Origin of the sequence: Brevibacillus sp. FSL K6-0770 (assembly GCF_038000275.1) — a bacterium.
Lineage (GTDB): Bacteria > Bacillota > Bacilli > Brevibacillales > Brevibacillaceae > Brevibacillus > Brevibacillus parabrevis.
Genome location: NZ_JBBOBQ010000001.1, coordinates 2,746,474 through 2,766,536, shown reverse-complemented (window position 1 = coordinate 2,766,536; position 20,063 = coordinate 2,746,474). Strand labels below are relative to the sequence as shown.

The 20,063-nt window shown below is 53.0% G+C and carries 16 protein-coding genes; 2 read left to right on the top strand and 14 right to left on the bottom strand.

Annotated features, from left to right (window positions below; genetic code table 11):
- Positions 1-150 precede the first annotated feature (150 nt).
- From NST23_RS13525 to NST23_RS13460, 14 genes are all read right to left on the bottom strand, one after another.
- Positions 151-2,055, bottom strand: a complete 1,905-nt coding sequence (locus tag NST23_RS13525) for an AraC family transcriptional regulator (protein ID WP_173595935.1) — start codon at positions 2,053-2,055, stop codon at positions 151-153.
- Between the two features lie 266 nt (positions 2,056-2,321).
- Positions 2,322-3,503, bottom strand: coding sequence for an MFS transporter (locus tag NST23_RS13520; protein ID WP_173595934.1), 1,182 nt, complete (start codon positions 3,501-3,503; stop codon positions 2,322-2,324).
- Positions 3,504-3,664: 161 nt separating this feature from the next.
- Positions 3,665-4,645, bottom strand: coding sequence for a helix-turn-helix transcriptional regulator (locus NST23_RS13515; protein WP_167470247.1), 981 nt, complete (start codon positions 4,643-4,645; stop codon positions 3,665-3,667).
- Between the two features lie 49 nt (positions 4,646-4,694).
- Positions 4,695-4,991, bottom strand: a complete 297-nt coding sequence (locus NST23_RS13510; RefSeq protein ID WP_122963346.1) for a hypothetical protein — start codon at positions 4,989-4,991, stop codon at positions 4,695-4,697.
- 26 nt (positions 4,992-5,017) lie between these two features.
- Positions 5,018-6,682: an SWIM zinc finger family protein gene (locus NST23_RS13505; RefSeq protein WP_122963347.1), complete on the bottom strand. Its 1,665-nt coding sequence runs from the start codon at positions 6,680-6,682 to the stop codon at positions 5,018-5,020.
- Between the two features lie 2 nt (positions 6,683-6,684).
- A complete protein-coding gene (locus NST23_RS13500; RefSeq protein WP_340963832.1) occupies positions 6,685-10,155 on the bottom strand; it encodes a DUF4132 domain-containing protein in 3,471 nt (1,156 codons plus the stop codon).
- Positions 10,156-10,181: 26 nt separating this feature from the next.
- The gene (locus NST23_RS13495) at positions 10,182-11,321 is read right to left on the bottom strand and encodes a VWA domain-containing protein (protein WP_122963349.1); all 1,140 of its coding nucleotides are present in this window, start codon (positions 11,319-11,321) and stop codon (positions 10,182-10,184) included.
- Positions 11,306-13,687 carry a DUF5682 family protein gene (locus tag NST23_RS13490; protein ID WP_281868511.1) on the bottom strand — a complete coding sequence of 794 codons (2,382 nt, stop codon included), beginning with the start codon at positions 13,685-13,687 and terminating at the stop codon, positions 11,306-11,308. Before NST23_RS13490 ends, NST23_RS13495 begins: the two co-directional genes overlap by 16 nt.
- On the bottom strand, positions 13,648-14,748 hold the full coding sequence (locus tag NST23_RS13485) for an ATP-binding protein (protein ID WP_173595930.1): 1,101 nt from the start codon (positions 14,746-14,748) through the stop codon (positions 13,648-13,650). The genes NST23_RS13490 and NST23_RS13485 overlap by 40 nt, the downstream gene beginning before the upstream one ends.
- A gap of 96 nt (positions 14,749-14,844) precedes the next feature.
- Positions 14,845-15,255 carry a DUF2268 domain-containing putative Zn-dependent protease gene (locus tag NST23_RS13480; protein ID WP_173595929.1) on the bottom strand — a complete coding sequence of 137 codons (411 nt, stop codon included), beginning with the start codon at positions 15,253-15,255 and terminating at the stop codon, positions 14,845-14,847.
- A gap of 52 nt (positions 15,256-15,307) precedes the next feature.
- Positions 15,308-16,168, bottom strand: coding sequence for a tryptophan 2,3-dioxygenase (kynA, locus tag NST23_RS13475; protein WP_122963353.1), 861 nt, complete (start codon positions 16,166-16,168; stop codon positions 15,308-15,310).
- 207 nt (positions 16,169-16,375) lie between these two features.
- Positions 16,376-16,654 (bottom strand): hypothetical protein, encoded by a 279-nt coding sequence (locus tag NST23_RS13470; RefSeq protein WP_229049908.1) that lies wholly within the window; start codon positions 16,652-16,654, stop codon positions 16,376-16,378.
- A gap of 144 nt (positions 16,655-16,798) precedes the next feature.
- On the bottom strand, positions 16,799-17,254 hold the full coding sequence (locus NST23_RS13465) for a DUF2716 domain-containing protein (RefSeq protein ID WP_340963828.1): 456 nt from the start codon (positions 17,252-17,254) through the stop codon (positions 16,799-16,801).
- A gap of 87 nt (positions 17,255-17,341) precedes the next feature.
- Entirely contained in the window at positions 17,342-17,953 is a 612-nt protein-coding gene (locus NST23_RS13460; RefSeq protein ID WP_122963354.1) for a DedA family protein, read from the bottom strand.
- Positions 17,954-18,206: 253 nt separating this feature from the next.
- On the opposite strand from NST23_RS13460, the gene NST23_RS13455 reads away from it, so the two are divergent.
- Both NST23_RS13455 and NST23_RS13450 read left to right on the top strand, forming a co-directional pair.
- Complete coding sequence (locus tag NST23_RS13455; protein ID WP_122963355.1) at positions 18,207-18,704, top strand: cation:proton antiporter regulatory subunit; 498 nt, start codon at positions 18,207-18,209, stop codon at positions 18,702-18,704.
- A gap of 1 nt (position 18,705) precedes the next feature.
- Entirely contained in the window at positions 18,706-19,959 is a 1,254-nt protein-coding gene (locus NST23_RS13450; protein WP_340963825.1) for a cation:proton antiporter, read from the top strand.
- The last annotated feature ends 104 nt before the right edge of the window (positions 19,960-20,063 follow it).

Here is a 20,063-nt window from a genome sequence, read left to right as displayed (position 1 = left end):
CACTGCCTTCGTCACTCGGGATTTGAACCGTAACCCCAATCACGCAGAAGCGAACCGCGCCAACCCGGCCGCCGACCGATTTATCCAGCGGTTTGCCTACGAAAAGAGCAAGCACCCCTGAAAGGAAGGCACTTGCTCTGATTCAACTGCCTATTTTTTCGCTCCCGTGCTCACCAACCAGTCCGCCAGCTCTTCCGTTTGCGACAAGGTGGCGATCGGGTCGAAATACCATGATTTCGCTTTTTTCCAAATGTAGACGCGATCGTTTTTCACAGCGTCGAGCGTGCGCCAGATCGGATCGGCTTTCAGATCAGCCATCGTCCGCTCTTCGGAGGTCAAGATGATATAGTCACCCGCGTAAGTCGGCAACCTCTCGCTGGAAACTTCCACCTCCTGCTTCTCCATGATCTCCTTGGCGATGGCAGCAGGAGGTTTCAAGCCTAGCCCGCCATAGACGGCTTGGCCGCCGCGTCCGAAGTTGTCGCCGAAGACGCCTGTTTGCTTGCCCCAATCTTGCATGATGGAAACGGTGGCATCTGCCGGAACGACTTTGGCTATCTTTTCCCGCGCCTGCGCGATTCGCTGGTCATACTCCGTGAGCCATGCCTTTGCTTCCGCCTCTTTGCCCAACAACTGTCCGACAAACGTAATCTCTTCGTGCACATTTTTCAGCTGTCCAAACGGAACGACAACCGTCGGCGCGATTTTCTGGTACTGCTCAAAAGCGGCCTCGTTTCCGGTGAAGATCAAGTCAGGTTGAAGTTCCAGCATTTTCTCCAGGGAAATATTTTCGTAATCCCCGATGTTCTCCACTCCGACAAGGGACTCCGCAAAGTACGGGTTTTTCAAATTCAGCTCCGGCGTGCCGATCGGCTTGAACTGCAAGGCGATGAAGCTGCCGAGGTACAAATCGACGATCACTCGCTTCGGCGCTGAAGGAATCTCAATCTCTCCTTTGATCGTTTTCATGATGCGCACCTGTTTTTGGCTATCTGCGCTCGCGGCACTTTGCTCTTTGACCGCAACCGCTTGCGGATTGCCGGAAGCAGCGCCTGCCCCGCCACCAGTACCTGCACCGCATGCGCTCAACACCAGGGCGAAGCAGACCAGCATCGTCGCGACGATTGACAACTTGCGACTGTTCATCGATGTTTCATTCCTTCCTTTATATCGATAATGATTCTCATAACCACTATCAATATAACGGCGGACGGAAAGCGGAACAATGGACGAACGGCGCAAAGCGTATGGACAAATTTCCGTCCCGAGCGCTTCCCCCTGTTTTTTGAAGCGGATCGGCGACATCCCCACGTATTTCGCAAACAGTCGCGAAAAATAAAAACGATCGGCGTAGCCGACTTTTTCGGCAATTTCCTGCACAGTGGCATCCGAATGCAGCAAAAACGCTTTGGCTTGCTCCATCCTGACCTGGATCACAAACTCCATCAAGCTGTGCCCCGTCTGTTTTTTAAACAGCTTGGACAGATGCTTGGCGCTATAGCCGAAGCGCTGCGCGATCGTATCGACTGACAGAGGCTCCGCGTACTTGCCTTGTATGTATAAAATCGCTTGCTCGACAACAGAAAGCGCCCCCGTCTTCCCGTCCTGCTCCTGGAGCTGCTGCAAAATCTGGTGCACCCACAGCTGAAACAGCGTTTTGACGTGAAATCGCTGCAAAGGTGTGGACGACTGCCATTCCTCGTACATGGCGACAAGCAAGTCTAGCAGTTCGAGCGGAACTTTCGGCTTGACTTCGTACGTGCGGGCGAAAGGATTGGCTGTCTCAAGCAGGACGCGAAGCTCTTTTCGCCAAGGCAGAAACACTTTCGCCTGATAGAGGATCAAATAAAAGACGACGGCATCGTCCAGGCAATGAATCTCCACCCGCGAGCCTTTTCCGCTGTGCAAGACGTGGAAAGGACGCGCGTCGTAAAAACGCCCATCCAGATAGACATGGGCGTGCCCGATCGTCGTGTACAAAAATGCGCTGGCTGGCAAGCAGTAGGAAAACGGGGCTTCATCGCCTCGCAGACGATGCTGCCGAACATCGATCATTTTGATTGTCGCCTGGTTCCACAAGGCGATGTACTGTTCCAGTTGCAGATGAATCTCCCCCTCTTTTTTCCAGCAGACTGGACTGTTCTCTACAACACTCTATCGATAACCATTCTCACTGTCAATTCACGCATCGCGCTAAAGGGCCATGAATGCTGCGTGAACGGCAAGCGGCTCTATCCCCTTTTCTTTTCCGGAAAAACAGCGACGCGTTTTTCACACAAAAAAGAGAGATTCGCAATCGAACCTCTCTTCATGAACAGTTCCTAGGAGACGCTGGCTGGCTGACCTCCGCGATGCTTGGCAAACACGAGCAAAGCAACGCACGCCAGCGACAGCGAGCAAACGAGATACGGAATGGACATCTGCCAGCTGTACAGCATCGTCCCCGCCAGCGGGCCGACAAACGAGCCGACACCCTGCGCCGCCCCTGTGTAAGAAGCCACAGCCGACTGTTCTTCCGCCGAAACGGCCAGAGACGCTGCCGTAATATAGCCGGGCAATGTAAATCCGATCCCGATTCCGTGGAAAAGAAAAGCGACGATGTACCAGGCCGGAGCGAGCATAAACAAAGTAAAGGCGACAAACAGCGAGCTCAACCCGATTTTCAGCAGGCGGGCGGGCTGCCATCTGAGATAACGCCCAACCAAAAGCTGCACGACAACGACAATCACACCCGCAACAGACAGGCCGACACCGATCGATTGCGCCGCTGCCTTATCGCTTAATTGAAGCTGATCTTGCATGTAAATCCCGCACGTTACTTGCAGCATGATCATGACGGTGGACAGCAACAGGCCGATCAAGATGTACAAGCGAATGCGCGGATCGGTCATCGAGAGCTTGACCGCTGCTTTCTTCACCTGACCGCCCTTGCTATCCGGCAAAATGATCCCGCTCAAAATAGCGACAACGACAAGCAACGCGGTCGATACATACATCGGGGAAGTGAACCCGATCGGCGTCAAAGCCGCCCCGAGAGCTGGCCCGAGAACAAAGCCCATCCCGCTCGCCCCTCCGAATAACGCCATGCCGGAAGCGCGATTTTGCGCCGTCGTCCATTCCATCAAGTAGCCTTGGGCCATCGTCGGAATCGCCCCGAAGAAAAAGCCGCCAACAGCGCGCAGCGCGAACAACTCCCAATACAGGACAACCGCATTGCCGGGAGTTGCTTTTGCCCAGTCAGCGAGTAAGGCAAAGCTCGCCAAGGTCAGCGTATACCCGAGAATCGCAATGACCATCAAGCGCTTGCGATTGGTGCGCGACCATTTCTCCCATAAAAAACTGCCGACGATCCAGAACAATCCGGTAATCGTCACCAGACTGCCCGACTGGATTTCGCTAAAGCCCAGCGTTCGCGCCAAAAGTCCCAAAATCGGATTGAAGGTAGCGATCGACGTCATCGCGACTAGGACGGTAGCGAAGATCATCCAAAAATGTTTTTTCAATCTGCTTCTCTCCTCTCATTCCTTTGCAAGCTGCAACGACTTGACGCTGCCGCCCATCTGATAGTGATTATCACTCGCGAAGCCGTCGCGCCTCTACCTGTAGCGGTTGTTTTTCTGCCTGCAAAAGAAGAAAAACAACCCGAACGTCGCTCGGGTTGTTGTTAGGAGAACTGCCGTCTTACGTATTCACTTGGGTTCATGCCGTATTGCTTGCGAAAAGCTGCCGTAAAATTGCTCGCATTGCTGTACCCGACAGCAGCGGCTGCCTGCCCGATGGTGAGCTGTTCCGTCTCCATGAGCGCCAGCGCTTTTTCCATCCGCGCCTGCCGAACCTGTTCGAAAATGCTCATGCCGTACATCTCGCGAAAGCCTTGCTTGAGCTTGCTCTCATTCATCCCCGCCATGCGGGACAGCTGGCGAATGCTGTACGGGTTCTCCAAGTTTTGCACAATCGTTGCCTGCACGCGAGCCAGCATCTCCACATCCTGCTTGCGCAAGTTGACGCTGCTGCGCGCTTTTGCCGTGCCGGGACTTTGGCTGACCAGCGCGATGATTTCCATCGCCTTGCTCTCCATGTACAACCGTTTGAGCGGCCCCTGGTACGTGCAAAAGAACATATCGTGGATGCATTTCTGAATCGCTGGTGACGTGTCATAAGGCTCTACGCCGCCCTGATGCCGATTCAAAAACGCTTCGAAAATCGAGCCATCCTCGCTTTGTTCGGAATAGCTGAGAAAATGCTCGGGACTCATGCGAATCTCCACGTGCTGGTTGCGAATCCCCGCTTTTCGTTCCAGGTACACCTTCTCGTCTGCCAAAAAGACGACGCTGCCTTCCTTGCTTGCGATCTGCTTTTCCTTGCCGTTCCAGGCGCAATACGTCTGGCCGCTCAAGCTGTAATTCAACTCCAGCAGCTGGAAGTTTTCCTGAATCGTGTACTTCATGTCTTCTTCCAGCAACAAGTCGGTCATGACGATCTCCATGCCAGGGCGAATCCGCAGCCGAGTGATGCCGCCCGAGCCGATATGCGCGGGAGCGATCGCCTGTTGTTCCCAGGAACGGTCAAGCAAAGTCGCCTGCATGGACGCCAGAAACTGCGGGAAATATTCTTGCATATCCGATAACTGTATATGGAATTTCATCGTCATCTATCCTTCCCCGTAACGGAAGGGAGCGGCTGGTCGTGCCCCTTCAGTCTGCCACTGCTTGTGACAGAGGCTTTTTCATCATGTTGACGTATTGTACCATATACAAATATCGTTCGGTCAACAACTCAACTCCCGCTTTTGCATCGCGCATATAGTGGCCGCCCGCCTCAGCCAGGCGTGCGATCAGCTCGGCAAGAAAGTCCATCCCGTATTCCCGCGCACTCGCTTCGAGCCGGGCGAGCGTTGCCAAGTCAGCAGACTCGAATTTGCGGATGCCTTTGAGCAGCATGCGCTCCACCCAATCTTCCAGTTTTTCGCGAAAAGCAAAAATCTCCTCCATGTGCGAATCCTCACACTCCACTGCCGTTATAAATCAAGCTTCAAGCTCGTCAATGATTTGCCTTGCAGCATGCTGATCGGGTACAGCTCATCCCCTCTGACTTGAACAAGCCAATACACGTCCCGCAGCTCCAGCAGCCGCTTGTTGTTTTCCAGATAGCGAATCGTTTTGTCGAACTCGCCCTGGTATGGAATGACAAGCGGGATGCTCTCGCCGTCGTGCGCTTCGACCGTAATGATCAGCTGCTGCGTGGCTGCTTCATAAAACACTTGCAGAACGGACTTCGTTGGGAGCAAAAAGACGTGCTCTGTCGCCTGCTCAAACAGGACGCCTGCTCCCTCGCCCATGCGCTCGGCCAAATCGCGGCACAGCGTCTCGCCCAGATCGAGTTCCTCGATATTTTCCCTCGGCAACACGACAAGCTTCGTCTCATCGCTCGATGACAGCCGCTGCTCCCGGTTCGTCTTCGCACTCGTCAGGCTCACCTGGGAATGGGACAGCTCCTCCATCGTCACCAGTCCGCCCCATGGCGCCTTGCTTTTGTAGCTCGTCGCATACGTAAAGCTCGTTCCCTCGTAGTAGACAGGCCGGGCCTCGGTATACGTGTAAATGCGCTTGTCTGCCAGCGAGAAAAAGTAATACGTCACACCCTTGTAGCCGGAGCGCGTCTCCCATGGATTGGCCCCCAGCGCGTACAGCGTCAGGTGCGGCACTGTGTGGTATTTGCTTTTAAAGCTGCCCAGCAACTGTTTTTTCAGCTCTGGACGCTCGCTTTTTTCCAGGGCAGCCAGCCCCAGGTAGACGCGGGCCAGTCTGTCTAACAGCACGTCTTGCGAAAACTTCACGTGGCGCTGGAAAAACAGGCCAAGCTCTCCTTTGATCCCGCGCAAATCTTTTTCCAAGGCAGGCAAGTTCCCGTTATGGGCCGCAATCGCCAAAAGCTCGAAGCGCGTACAAACCGTCTCCGGCAGCTTCGCCAATCCGATTCCGAGCACTTCGGCCAGCAAAGCTCTCGCCTCCGCCGCCACCTCTGCGTCATAGCTGACATCCGTGATGTCTGCCTGCAACGCTTCCCGGTCGTCGATCTCATGGACGAGACGATAGCGCAAGAGGCATTCCAGCTTGTGAATGCAGTTGCCTTTTGCCTTGCAACTGCACATCGCCCGGCTCAGATCGGCTTCCTGGTCGAACGAAACCTCGACCTGTTGAAGCTGCAGCGTCACGGTCAAAAAGGACGTTTCCGCAACTTCCAGCGCCTCGCCGTACTCTAAGCGGAACAGCACTTCCTCGATCTGTGCCGCGGTAAAAGCCTGCAAAAAATCGGACGGATGAAGCTGCAACAACCAGCCAAAGTCAGGCTTGAATACGGCAGGCTCATCACCCGCGTCACCCATGCCAGCTGCTGGCTGATGCTGTGTGGCGTAAGCGACGATCGCCAGGATGACATGCTTGCATATTTTATCTGACGGGCACGAGCAGGAAAAACGCTCGATGTCTCCGTACAACAGGCACACGCTGTCATCCGACAGCGCGCACCTGACATGATCATCCATGAACTCATACGAAACCGTAACGCCCTTCTCGATTTCCTTGCATGCGCGATTGTAAAGGCCCTTGTTGGCGTACTTGATCAAATATTCCTCGTTGCACAGTCCGATCCATCGCTGAAAATCGCTTTTGAAATCTGCCATGATTACTTCCCGGTAGCACGCACGACATCGTAGAGCGTTTCACTGAAAATCCGCGCCGGAAGCGTCGCCAGCTTCAAACGGTCGATCGGCTTGAAGTACATGTACTTGTACTGGCTGTCGTCATTCGGGTAAAAAGCGAGGCTCTCCAAAGTGACGTCATCCATGCCGTCGTAGTACGAAATGCTCGCTCCGCTGATTTTCAGCTCGGCCACGACATTGCCGTACAGCTTGTAAAACTCGTAGTAGAAGCCCGCATCCTGCGGAGTGCCTTTGATCCAGCCGTATTTCTCCATCGTTTTGGCAAAAGCGGTTGGCGTGTAGGCGCCGTCCGGGAGCCGCAGCACTTCGTCCGCTTTCAGTTCTTCTTCTGTCGGCAGGAACAGTTCGCGGTTCAATTGGTCAAACGGCTGGGAAATTTCGTAATCTTCCAGCTGAGTGCGCCAGCCTGCCAGCGTCTCTTCGTCCAGCTCCAGCGGATGCACCAGGCCGATTTGCGCTTGTTCTGGCAACTCGTATTCGTCCTCGTCAACGGTGTTGAACGTTCCGTCATCCATATAGCGGAAAGTGGCCGCGAGCGAACCGTCCTCGTAAACGCCCCAGATCAGGCCAATCGCGAATTTTTGCATCAGCACATTTTCCACAAACAGGCGGTTCCACGCTTCTGTCGTCCAGTAGCGCGACTTGGACAACGATTCTTCCAGTCGCAGCGCCTGCAGCTTGACCATGCTTTTCAGGTCTTTTTTCAACTGGGCAAAAGTCGCTCGTGCCTCTTCCGCCAGCTGCTGATCGTCTTTTTGCGTCGGAGCAGGCAAATTTTTGACCGCCTTGCCCGTGCTGTCGTTGGTCACTTCCAGCTCCAGCTCGTTGCTGACTTTTACCGTAAACGTGCGTTCGCCATAAGAGAAAACTTGCTTGCCGGACGCATCGAAGCCAAGCTGGGTAACCAGCCGATCTTCCAGTTCTTCCGCTGAAATTTTCAGGTTGGCCGCCGCCATGCCCAGCGCTTCCTCTGCCGCAGAGCGGACTTGCTTGTTTTTGATCGTCCGTTTGATCGAATCGATCTGCCGCAGCGCTGCCAAATCTTCCGAGAAGGACAACGCCCGCACTCCTTCTGCGGCGAGCGCTCCGCGGGAGTAGTCCGTCCATTCCTTGATCATCTGGCTGATCGTATCGACCGTCCGTCTGTCACCGAGCGCAATCGCGAGCGGCATGACCCATTTTTCTTTTGCCACCGCTCCCTGGTCGAGCCACGCACGAAGCACTTCGGCAACAAAATCGGCGGCCGACGCGGCGGTGAACTGAGCTTTCAGCAGCAACACGTGCGGAGATGGGGCCGTTGGCGATTCCAGCGATTGCGTCAAAATGTACTCGATCAGCTCTTTGCCCAGCTCGTTGCCTTGCTCGTCGCGCAGTTGCGGGAGCAGTTCGATCGGCAGCCATTTGATCCGGGCGAGCTTGCGCTTGTCGATCAGATTGCCCAAGTTGGCGATGCTGGCATCTGGCCCTTGGCCGTCTGCCTCGATCAAGTTTTCGAGCAGCGCCTTGAATTTGCTGTTTTTCTCCTTTTGCAACAGGTCCGCAAAAATGTCTTTGCGGTTATCCAAGGTGCGAATCGCATCAAGCGCCCACTCCTTGACTTTCGCTTTCTTTTCCGTGGTGTACACTTCTACGCACAGTTCCTCGTCCTTCGCGTGCAACAAAGCCGCATTGGCGAGTCCCGTCACTTTTTTCGACGAATCGGACAGACCGAGGCGAATGGCCTGGTTGCGCACCTCGCGCGACACAGGCTGGTTGGCGTCCAGAAGCGTTTCCAGCACAAACAGGCGAACTTCTGTATCAAACTTGTCGAATGCGTCGAGGCATATTTGCGGATAGGCGCGAACGAGCGACTGATAGTGCTCTGCTTTGACTTCTACGTGGTAGTAGAGAGAATTTTTGATCGCCAAAATTTGGTGAACAAGCTGTTTGATATCTGTCTCAGGATCTTGTTCGTACATGCCTACCAGCTTGATCAAGTCGTTCTGGAAAGCATGGACGTAGCACATATGTCCAACCATGCGCCCCGACTTGCCGACGAATTTGCTCATCGCCGCCGTGAGTCGAGCTACAAAAGGATGCTCCACTGGCAAGAAGCTGAGCAAAATCATTTGCTGTCTGACGCGGTCGAAATCTTCCAGATGGACGTTTGCCAGCGCTTCTTCCAGCGTGTCTTTGCCCTCCAAATAATTGGCCAGCTTTTGCGTTCCTTTCATCCGGCGCAGCGCATCCAGCGCAATCGCTTCCAGCGTCGTGTCCGCAGCGGACAGGTCGACTCCCTGATCGGTCAGCTTTTTGTACAAATACCCTTTCACAATCGGAATCGCAGCGATGTCCAGGGCGCGTCTGGATTTTCCGAGGTCAGCCAGCACGACCTTTTCCAGCTGCTCCCAATTGGTAGGCGGCTGGAGCAAGTGGCTTCGCATGGCTAAAAGCAAGTCGTATGGCTCCTCCATCTTCACGAGCTCGCGCAGGCGGACGTCGTGATCCAAAATGTCGAGCGGGTACAGCTCGAACATCACTTGCAAAGCCGCGAGCAGCTCGCGGTCGCTCTCTTCAGGCTCCGCGAGAAACGCTGTCATTCCGCCCTTGACATGCATCCGGTAATACGCCAGGCTGAGCATGATTTCGAAGTAGCGCTTCAAATGCCTCTGATTAAGCAAAGAGCTTTCCGGTGTAGATTCATCCGGGAAATGCGTCTCGCGCAATTGCGCTTTTTTCTCCTTGCAGTACGCCGGATAGAGCGACTCGCTGGTCAACGTGTTGCTGTTGACTGGCAGCACGGCAACTTTTTTGGCCATTTGCCATATTTCCGCGACGTATGCACGGGTATCGCCCGTCACCAGGTGGTAGTAAACAGGCTCAAGCTTCTCTCCCAATGATTCCAGCAGGTTTGGCGAGATAGCGTAGGCGTAGGCGAGCAAAAGGATGTGCTTGGAGCGCGCAAAGACAGAAGTGTAGTCCCGGCTGATGCTTGCCCGGTAGTCTTCCACCGTTTTGCGCAAAAACTCGCGGAACAACGGCATACCGAACTGCTCCACAGTCTTTTTCATCGCGTCATACGATTTTTGCTCGACAGCCAGAAGCTCTTGCAGGCGGCTTGCATCCACGTCGACGTCGCGCAACTCAATCGCATCCAGGAAGCAGCGCTCCATGACGTTTTGCTTTTCGTAAAAGCGGTGGCTGGTCTTGTACAATACTTCCGCGGCACGATAAAAAGCGGTCTCGTCTCCGCGCTTTTTCAGTTTGTCCAACTGCGGCATGAGCGCATATCCGTAATAGCGCTGATCTTCGACAATCGGCGGGCATTCGTTTGTCTCTTGCGTCAAGTAGTCCGAGATGCTGTCGATCAAATGAGCGTTCTGCGGGCTGTCTGATTTGTAGCGCTCCAAAAATGTCCCAATGATCGGATGGGCGTCGAGTTTTTTCAGTACCATCTGGCTTCCTCCCTTGTCTTCCCCGTTTATTTGATGATCTTGCCAATCCATTGCGATAGCTGGTCAGGCGTAAGCGCAGCGACGTGCGCGCCCATGTCCGCAAGCACGCGGGCAGCATGCTTGTTGTATGTAGCGTTTCCGTTGAAATCAAGCGCGGTCAGCACGAGAAACTTGCAGCCTGAATCGATGATCTCTTTGCTTTGGCGGTACATCTCTTTGATCGGATAACCTTCCTCCAGGTCGCTGACCAAAATGAAGATCGTCTTGGACGGATTCTCCAAAAGCGACTTGCCGTAGCGGAGCGCCTGCGCAATGTGAGTCCCCCCGCCCAGTTGCACGCTCATCAGCACATCGACCGGGTCATCCAGCCTGTCGCTCAAATCGACGACCTTGGTGTCGAAAATGACCAGGTTCGTTTTCAGCGCCGCCAGCTTGTAAAAAATGCTCGCCATCACGGCGCTGTAAATGACCGAGTCCATCATGCTGCCGCTCTCGTCGACGACGATCACGATGTTCCATTTGTTGTGGTGCTGGATGTTGCTGTGAAAATACAGCTCGTCGATCACAAAGCGCTTGTTGGCCCGGTCGTAGTTTTTCAAGTTTTTGCGAATCGTTTTGTGGACGTCCAGATTGCGCATCGTTTTCGTGTAGCCGCGCCGGAAACGGTTGCGCTTGCCCACGATGCTCGTCTGGATTTCCGCTTCCAGTTGGCGGCGCAGCTCCTCGACGACTTTGCGGACGATTTCCTTGGCGCTTCTGACGACCTCGCCCTTCATCCTGCCCTTGAACTGGAGGATGTTTTTCAGCAGGGTCATGTTTGGCTCAAGGCTTTCCAGCACTTTTTTGTCTGTAAGCAGCTCGGTCATGTTGTAGCGCTCCAGCGCCTGCTTTTCCAAAATTTCCACCGTTTCTTTCGGGAATAGCTTGCGGATTTTTTGCAGCCAGGTCGGCACCGTCAGCGTGGAGCCTTCCCGGCCGCCTTCTTTGCGGTAGCCTTGCTCTTCGCCGTGCTCCCGGCCGTACAGGAAATCGAGGATCGAATCCAGCTCGCGGTAGGCAAAATCGGAGCGGCTGTAGTCACCGCACTCTTCCAGCGCATCTTCTGCCTGCGCGCCTAACAGAAGCCGCCAGCGGTTCATGGCTTCCCGCTTCAAATGAGGTTCCATCTGGCAAACTCCCCCCTGATCCTGTCGTCAAGCAACCGCGCCCGCTGCAAAACTGGCTCGGCAACGGCTGGAGCCGTCATTTCTTCGGCTGTCGTCTCGAACAACGCCCCGACTTTTTCCGCCAGCATGCTGATTTCCATTGGTCCGAAAAACGCGAAAGCCAGCCGAAGCTGCGGCACAAGCTGCAAAAAACTGTCGTAGTCGAGCCTGATAATCATCTGGTTCAAATCGGACAAGATGCTGTCATCGTCAAACAAATAATCCCGGCCGACGAGGAAAACACCGTGCAAGTAGGCGGCGGTGTGCTGCATCTTTTCCGGTGTGCCGAACATGTAAGCCCGTGCCCTGACGCTGATCTCCCCGCGCTCCAAGGCACCAAGATTGCACAAAATCGCGGCGGCGGCCCCTTCCAGCATCGCTGGCAACGTCGGAACCGCAAGCAGCGTCTCCAGTTGGTCGAGAAAAATGTCACGGGAAGCTTCCGCCTGTTTTTGCTCGCTGATCATGTACAAAAATTTGAACTGCTCGGCGATTTCCGGGCATTCGTCAGGGTTGGGGCTGCTCAGCTCGGAAATTTTCGCCACAGCCTGGTAGTACACCTCATCGACAAGCGACTCCAGCCGTGCCGTGTCTGTCAATCCGAACAAGCGCCTTTGCTCGTGCAAAATCGAAAGTGTTTTCAACGTTTTGCACAAGGACAAAAAGTGTCCGTCTTCCCTGACTGCCGACACGACAGCTGCAAACAACCGCTCGCCAAGCTTCTCCAGTCCCATGACAACCGCCATGAGCAGCCATTTCGCCAACATGTGGCTTTGGTGCTGCGGCAGTTCCTTCATCATTTCTTCCAGCTTTTGCGCCGCCGCTTCTTTCACGGTTCCGCCGTAGACAGAAGCCTCGATCAACCGCGCCTCCACGTAGGAAGAATAGCTGTAGCGCCACGTCTCGCGCACGAGATTGACGTACTTGTCGTTCAGCCAGTCCGGCCCGGCTTCCTTCGTGCAAAACTCCGTGCCCAAAAAGTGGACACAGTGCAAAAAACGGCTCGCTTCCCTGTGCGATCGCTTGGCGTACAATTCCAACACTTTTTGGTTGCGCCCCGTTGTCGTAATCGTCAGTTTGAACGCTTTGCACGTTTCCTTAAAATCGCGGACAATCGGGACGTCGAGGTCGTTGGGCGCCACTTCGCCGATGCCTTCGCCTGTCATCAGCTCGCGCAGTGTCTCGATCGGCTTCGCGGTGGCGATGGAACGCTCGCCTTTTGTAAAGGCAGACAGCACGGAGTCTTGCAGCTCATACGCCCCGCCCTCCGACTTTTCGCGCATCACGGCAAGTCCGCTGATCAGGCTGTACGCCTCAATCGCATCTGCCGTCGAGACGATCTCGCCCTTTTCGCGCAGCCGCTTCACGAGTTGCGCCAAGTACGACAGCGCGCTTTTTGAAAAAGGCGTCTGCTCCTTTTTCCCCATGGCATTCCATACTGTCTCGTAATAGTGGACGTACGGCATGCCGCTGGCGTAGCCATTCAGCTGGTCGGCTTCCTGGTAGGTGTACACCATCGGATATATTTTTTCGTCTTTGACTTTTTGAATCTTGTAAGCCGTCTTTCGGCTCTCCAAAAGCCCGTATGTATGAAACCCGCCCGTCACCACGAGAATTTTTTGATATTTCTCTTTGGCTTCTGCAATTTTTTGGCGCATATGCGCTTCGCGGATCAAGTCTCCCTCTGCTTCGAGCGTGGCGTCGTCGTAACATTTTCGCGACAAATAGCAGTAGGCGAACACGTCTTTGACAAACTCTCGCGTCGGCTTGCGAATGCCTTCGACCTCGAAAACCCGCTCCCACAGTTCGTCGAAGTTGCGGCATCTCATCGTTTCGCACAGCCGGGCAATAAATTGCGACCCGGCCAGCATCCGCTCATCGTGGTAGGAGAGCTTCTGGTTCTGCTTTTTCAGATCGTGTCCGTCTTCCATGCTCTCCAGCCGACTGCCGTAGCCAAGATCGATGAAAGCGGCGGGAATCTCCCTGCGCTTTGCCTCGACGAGGGCCACATACTCCGGCGAATAGGTGAGAAACGGGAAATAGCAGACGTATTTTTTCTCGCCCGAAGCGTAGGCGTAGTAGATGCTTACGGGCGGCTTCGTCTGCTCAGCCGTCAATATCGGGATGAGATGGTTGCTGTTGTCCGGCCCTTCGATCAAGATGATCTGCGGCTCGTATTCCGCAATCGTCTTTTGCAGATGAAAGGCGCAAGCAGGACTGTGGTGCCTGATCGGAAAATAGACGACCTGCTTCGCCAGATCGTATACTTCCTGCTCGACCAGCCTGTTTATTTGATCCATTTCTTCTCGTTGTAGTACGCTCCCCATAGGCCCTCTTCCTTTGCCCGTTCTTTGACCACCTTCGTGAAGTACGTTTTCAGCACGCCAGCATCCTTCTGGTTCTCCTTGACGACAGCTCCCTGCAAATTTTGCACGAGTCGCTCCATCGTCATCGGCTTGCCTTCGTAGTAATGAGCGGTCATCGCGCTTTGCACGTACACCGATACAGCTTCAGCCGTGCTCATCACCGATTGTGGCGAGTCGATTTTGTAGCCTTCCTTCGTCTGCCCTGTGCGCAGTTCCATGAAAGTCGTCGCCAAAATTTCCACAACATCGCGGTCGATCTCGATATCCACGCCGCTGCGCTGCAAGATCATTTTCGCCTGCGATTCGATAATTTGCGCTTCCATTTTCACGTGATTGATCGGCGCAATCGTCTCGAAGTTGAACCGACGCTTGAGGGCGCTGCTCATCTCGTTGACGCCCTTGTCTCTCAGGTTGGCGGTAGCAATAATATTGAATCCGGGCTTGGCAAACAAAATGCCGTCCGCAAGCTCGGGAATGTTCATGACTTTGTCGCTCAAAATACTGATCAACACGTCTTGCACTTCAAAAGGGCAGCGAGTGATTTCCTCAAACCGGGTAATAATGCCCTTGTTCATCCCCGTGTACAAAGGCGATGGAACCAAAGCTTGCAAAGAAGGACCTTTGTCCAGCAGCATGGCGTAGTTCCACGAGTATTTGATCATGTCTTCGGTCGTGCCTGCCGTACCTTGAATCGTGTTGGTGCTCGTGCCGCTAATGGCAGCAGACAGCAGTTCGCTCAGCATGGTCTTGGCTGTTCCCGGTTCGCCGACCAGCATCAGGCCGCGGTTTCCAGCAAGTGTCACAATCGCTCTTTCGATCAGGGCATCGTCGCCGTAAAACTTCTTCGTGATCTCGATTGCCTCTCCCTCGTAGGGAAGCGGTTTGTCAGCACCCAAGATAAAGTCGCGGACCGCTCGTGGCGACATTTGCCAGTTTGGCGGCTTTGCTCCCGTATCGTTGGCCCGCAACGCATTAAGCTGCGCTGCGTACAAGACTTCCATAGGCGGCTTCATCGTTTCCATCCAAATGCCCACTCCGTTTCCGCTTTTTGTCGTGCAATCATTTCTCGACGTTCTTCTGAAAATGGGACTGCGACTGCTTACAGTCCAAAAAATGGCTCATCTAAAAAATAATAAGCAAAATGATCTTGGTAAATGAAGGGTATTTGTGCCCAATATTAGGAAGAATATGTGAAAATTTGCGCTTGGAGTCCTGTTGCGCGGTAATTCGGGGTGGGATGTTTGCACTTCGCGGAGCAGCTCTTCCGGTGAGGTCGCGGTCCATTGCTCTACTGTCAAGTCGGGATGATCATGCAAAAACGTCTGCACCAGCCTGTAGCCTTCGCTGTAGCCGAACACTTGCGGAATGCCATCCTGGCCGCCAAACATGATCTTTTGCTGCAACGCAAGCTGGGTGGAGTCCAGATGCTGTAGCATGGTGCGCCTGCTTTCTACCTGTTCGTCGTCCGGGTAGGTATCGACGATATTGAAAAGAGCCGTTTCAATAGAAACAAGCGTGATCGAACACATCTGTCCGCACGCCTGTATGGTGTAGCCTTTTACAGTTCTCTCCTGGTTTGTCCTACAGTTGCGTGCGCAAGCTCCACAGCTCAGGGAAGAAACGATGGTCCAGCGCTCTGCGCAAATAGCCGACGCCGGAAGAACCGCCCGTTCCCTGCTTTTGTCCAATAATCCGCTCAACAGTCGTCATATGATTGAAGCGCCACTGTTGCTGTTGGCTGGCGATATCGACAAGCTTTTCCGCCAGCTCGTACAAATCCCAATATTGATTCACATTGCGGTACACGGTCAGCCATGCCTGCTCGACACTATGATTCGGCTGGTACGGCTGCGACCAGTCGCGTTCCAGGCACTCGGCGTCAATCGGCAAGCCCCGCGCCGCCATCTCCTTGATCGCCGCATCGTAAATGCTGGGAGCATGCAAAACCGCGTCCAGCTTGGCATGAAGCTCAGGCTGATGCTCGTACACAGCCAGCACATGGCCGTTCTTGTAGCCAAGCGTAAATTCGATCAGCCTGTTTTGAAACGATTGAAAACCGGACGAATGCCCCAACTTGTCGCGGAACTGCAAGTAATCCGCAGGCGTGAGCGTCGAGAGCACGTCCCACGATTTAATCAGCTGCTGCTGAATCCGCGACACCCGGGAAAACATCTTGAAGGCAGGCTCCAGCTCGTGCTTCGAAATACAGTCCATGGCAGCGCCCAATTCATGCAAAATTTGCTTCATCCACAGCTCGCTTACCTGGTGAATAATGATGAACAGCATCTCGTCATGATGAGTGGAGAGCCGCTCCTGACTCGCCAAAATCTTGTCCAGATGCAAATAGTCGCCGTACGTCATTTCTTTTTGAAAATCGGTATGGATTTCCTTTTCCAGCGAGGTCTTGTCTTGTTCGTTGCTTTCGTGTTGGTGGGGATTCATCTGTGATGGCCTCCTTTTTTGGGTGGAGAGGGAATGGATGTGATGTATGCGCTTTCATAAGTTGTGTTTAACCTCTGGTAGCGCTTGTTCTTTCTATAAAAGTTTTATTTCTTCTTGGGCGGGTTTGTTCCTGCTGGTTTTGGCGGATTTTTGCCGAGTGGACTTTCTGGAGGTACTAGGTAGCATGCGTCTTGCAAAAAATTGGTCTTAGACGTTACAAGAAGCGATAAAACCGTTTTTAATGAAGCGAGTATCTTCCATAAAGAAGAAATCGGCATAAAACTTCATTTTCTTGGCTGTTTGCAGTTTATTTAATCTGCCAGTTATCATTCGCTTTATTCCAAGAGAGCTACGTTCGCCAGCCGCGTGAACTTCTACGTAAATCTCCCAGTAATCATAGTTTGGAAAATCCTCTTCCCAAATTTTCGAGATTTGTTTACCTTCTCGCGCTAATCGAATTATTTTTTCAGAATCTCTTTGATCCATTCTGATCCCTCCAAGGAGTCGTTTCTGTATCTCTTGTACTATTCGTTGAATATTTCCAAATACCTACATCATTCGACTGATATAAAACGACAAAACCTCCTGATCAGATGATCAAGAGGCATGGTAAGACCTGCTGCGCACTAGCTACCCAAATATAGTTGGTCGATCAGCTTCAAACTGATGAATGAGCGTCTCTCCAAACAAACTAATGGAATGTTCCCAAGGGTGCCCTAAATATCCCCACTTAAAATCTTTTTGCAAAAAGAAACAATAGTCCCCATCTGGGTAAAACCCTATCCTTGCCCCGACATCGCCGCGCTCCCGATGCGGATAATAGAGGTAGCATTGGTGCTGCCAATCCAGTGCGTAGATATATTCTTCCGGCACAGTGATCGCTCTTAGACAGCTAATGCACTTTTCCTCAAGATCATCGATATCTTCATCCGTATATTCAGTAACATCATAAGTAACGAAAGGGGACGGTAACCGAAAGGAAGGCCAATCACTGCTATGGATACTTGGTTTGAATTTGAAATCCTCGTACATTTTATCCCAAGCCAGACGATACTGATCACTCGTCATAGGAATCCAACTATTCATGTTACATCCCCCCAAAATCGATTCTCCCGCAACAACAAGAAAAGTGGCTCTTAACCAACAACCAAACAACTCCCCAAACCCAACCACTCACCCTCCACTCCGACGCTTCCGCACAAACACCACCAAAAAACCCACCCCTACTACACCAATCCCTATGTACACAAACTTCGAATACACATCCATCACGTGCAAAACCTGCTCCCACGACTCGCCAAGCAGCGCCCCCACCAGCACCAGGGCAATATTCCACAGCAACGTCCCGATCGTCGTAAACAGCAAAAACAACGGCAAGCCCATTCCGGTCATGCCAGCCGGGATGGAAATGAGGCTGCGCACGAGCGGAATCATCCGGCAGAACAGGATCGTCCAGTAGCCGTATTTGTCAAACCAGGCGTCAGCCTTCTGGATGTCTGTCTTCTTGATCCGCAGCAAGTGCCCGTACCGCTCCACGACCTTTTCGATTTTGCTCACATCCAGATAGCGGCCAATTGCGTACAGCAGGACCGCCCCCAGCACCGAGCCCAATGTCGCCGCCAAAATGACACCAGGCACCGTCAAGGTCGTGCGCGTCGTCATAAAGCCGCCGAACGTCAAAATGACTTCTGACGGGATCGGCGGAAACACGTTTTCCAGCGCCATCATCAGGAAAATGCCCAGATAGCTGTATTGTTCAATAAAATGCGTCAGCCAGTTTTGCATGCTACCCCTCTTTTATCTCATCCGAAGCTTTTTCTTCAAGTATAGAGACGATTTCCTTCCAGTTCAAATGGAAAGCGAACCGAAGGAAGCAAAAGTTTGTCCGACTGAATCAGACCCCAAATGAAATGTGTCATATTTTTTGCAAACTGTTTCGAAATGTAGACTTTTCGCATCATTTAAGTATATGATTATATTAGCAAACAATTATTTGTTTGTCGAAATTAGTGGATTCCACTTTTAGGAGGCGTACACAATGTTGAATATCAGGGAATCGGATTTGCCGGGAATCGGGCGCAAATACCAGGTGGAGACAAGAAACGGCGACAAGCTGATTATTATCCTCCACGACGACGGACAAAGGGAGATTTACCATTTTGACAAAGACGACTGGGATGAAAGCATTTCCATGGTCACTCTGGATGATCAGGAATCGCGCCAGCTGGCCGGAATTATTGGCGGGATGACCTACAAGCCAAAAGCGCTGGAAACGATTGAGATGGCTCTCGACCAGCTCGTGATTGAATGGTACAAAATCGAGCCGGGGGCCGCGTGCATCGGAAAATCCATCGGGGAACTGGACATTCGCCAGCGAACAGGGGCTACGATCATCGCCATTATCGAGAAAAACCAAAAGCAAAAAGTGAGTCCGGGACCGGAATGCGTCCTGACGGCAGGCGTTACGTTAGTTGTGGCAGGCGAGAGAGGGCAGGTGAAAGTGTTAAAATCTACACTCATAACAGGGGGGGCTTGATTTGGAACACATCGTCTTTGAAATTGGTCTGGCTATCGGTTTAATCGCAATTGCCGGGTTTATCTCGCAAAAACTCCGCTTTTCCATCGTACCGTTCTACATCCTCATCGGCATGGCCGTAGGGCCGCACGCCGCCTCGATCGGCTTGATCGATTTTCGATTTATTGAAAGCGAACCGCTCATTGACTTCATGGGTCGGATGGGTGTTTTGTTCCTCTTGTTTTACGTCGGGCTCGAATTTTCGGTTGGTCGTCTGATCAAGGCAGGACGCTCTATTACGATCGGCGGCACTATCTATATAGGCATCAACTTTACGCTTGGTCTGCTCTTCGGCTACTTTGCCGGGGTTCCGTTCAAAGAAATTCTCATCATTGCCGGAATTACGACCATCTCCTCTACCGCCATCGTGGCAAAAGTGCTGGTCGATCTCAAACGGACCGCCAATCCGGAGACGGAAATGATTCTCGGAATGATCATGTTTGACGACTTGTTCCTCGCTGTTTACTTGTCGATCATGTCCGGTCTCGTGCTCAGCGGTGCAACTTCTGTCGTTGGCGTGCTCACCTCTGCGCTGATTGCACTCGGCTATATGCTTCTGTTCATCATTGTCGGGCGCAAGCTGGTTCCGTTGCTCAATCGCGGGCTCAATATCAAATCGAATGAACTTTTCATGTTGACGGTCTTTGCAGGTCTGTTCCTCGTAGCCGGCTTCTCGGAAACCATCCACGTAGCCGAGGCGATTGGAGCCTTGCTCGTCGGTCTGGTCCTTGCAGAAACGGTCCATATGAAGAGAATTGAGCACATGATTCTCCCCTTCCGCGACTTTTTTGGCGCCATGTTCTTTTTCAGCTTCGGCTTATCCATTGATCCGCTTCAGCTTGGCGGAGCGGTCTGGCTTTCCTTGGCAGCCGTCGCCATTACCCTGATCGGGAACTACACGGCAGGGCTTTTGGCTGGCCGCAGCGCAGGCTTGTCGGCACGCGCCTCCTCGAATATCGGTTTGACGATTACCGCACGCGGGGAATTTTCCATTCTCATTGCGAACATGGGCAAGGCAGGCGGACTGTTGGAAATTTTGCAGCCATTTACGGCGCTTTACGTACTCATTCTGGCGATTCTTGGCCCCGTATTGACCAAAGAGTCCAAGCATATCCACAATTTGCTGTGCAAAGTGGTTCCTCTGGAGAAAATGTTCCAAAAAAGAGGCGCAACCGCTCCGGCTGCTGCGCAAAAAACGGAGAACCATTCGGGATAACCACACCTTGACGCCAGCACTCTGCAACTAGCTGTACACAAAAAACAGGATGCCCCCGCTGCGAACATACACGTCACGGGAGTGATCCTGTTTTTTTGACTTCT

Bases quoted from the DNA above. Each gene is read 5' to 3' on its own strand.
- NST23_RS13495 (WP_122963349.1), bottom strand. From the start codon at position 11,321: ATGGAACCTCATTTGAAGCGGGAAGCCATGAACCGCTGGCGGCTTCTG.
- NST23_RS13455 (WP_122963355.1), top strand. From the start codon at position 18,207: ATGTTGAATATCAGGGAATCGGATTTGCCGGGAATCGGGCGCAAATAC.
- NST23_RS13505 (WP_122963347.1), bottom strand. From the start codon at position 6,682: ATGGCAGATTTCAAAAGCGATTTTCAGCGATGGATCGGACTGTGCAAC.
- NST23_RS13460 (WP_122963354.1), bottom strand. From the start codon at position 17,953: ATGCAAAACTGGCTGACGCATTTTATTGAACAATACAGCTATCTGGGC.
- NST23_RS13500 (WP_340963832.1), bottom strand. From the start codon at position 10,155: ATGGTACTGAAAAAACTCGACGCCCATCCGATCATTGGGACATTTTTG.
- NST23_RS13525 (WP_173595935.1), bottom strand. From the start codon at position 2,055: ATGATCGATGTTCGGCAGCATCGTCTGCGAGGCGATGAAGCCCCGTTT.
- kynA (WP_122963353.1), bottom strand. From the start codon at position 16,168: ATGAATCCCCACCAACACGAAAGCAACGAACAAGACAAGACCTCGCTG.
- NST23_RS13515 (WP_167470247.1), bottom strand. From the start codon at position 4,645: ATGAAATTCCATATACAGTTATCGGATATGCAAGAATATTTCCCGCAG.
- NST23_RS13510 (WP_122963346.1), bottom strand. From the start codon at position 4,991: ATGGAGGAGATTTTTGCTTTTCGCGAAAAACTGGAAGATTGGGTGGAG.
- NST23_RS13480 (WP_173595929.1), bottom strand. From the start codon at position 15,255: ATGTGTTCGATCACGCTTGTTTCTATTGAAACGGCTCTTTTCAATATC.
- NST23_RS13470 (WP_229049908.1), bottom strand. From the start codon at position 16,654: ATGGATCAAAGAGATTCTGAAAAAATAATTCGATTAGCGCGAGAAGGT.
- NST23_RS13490 (WP_281868511.1), bottom strand. From the start codon at position 13,687: ATGGGGAGCGTACTACAACGAGAAGAAATGGATCAAATAAACAGGCTG.
- NST23_RS13485 (WP_173595930.1), bottom strand. From the start codon at position 14,748: ATGGAAACGATGAAGCCGCCTATGGAAGTCTTGTACGCAGCGCAGCTT.
- NST23_RS13465 (WP_340963828.1), bottom strand. From the start codon at position 17,254: ATGAATAGTTGGATTCCTATGACGAGTGATCAGTATCGTCTGGCTTGG.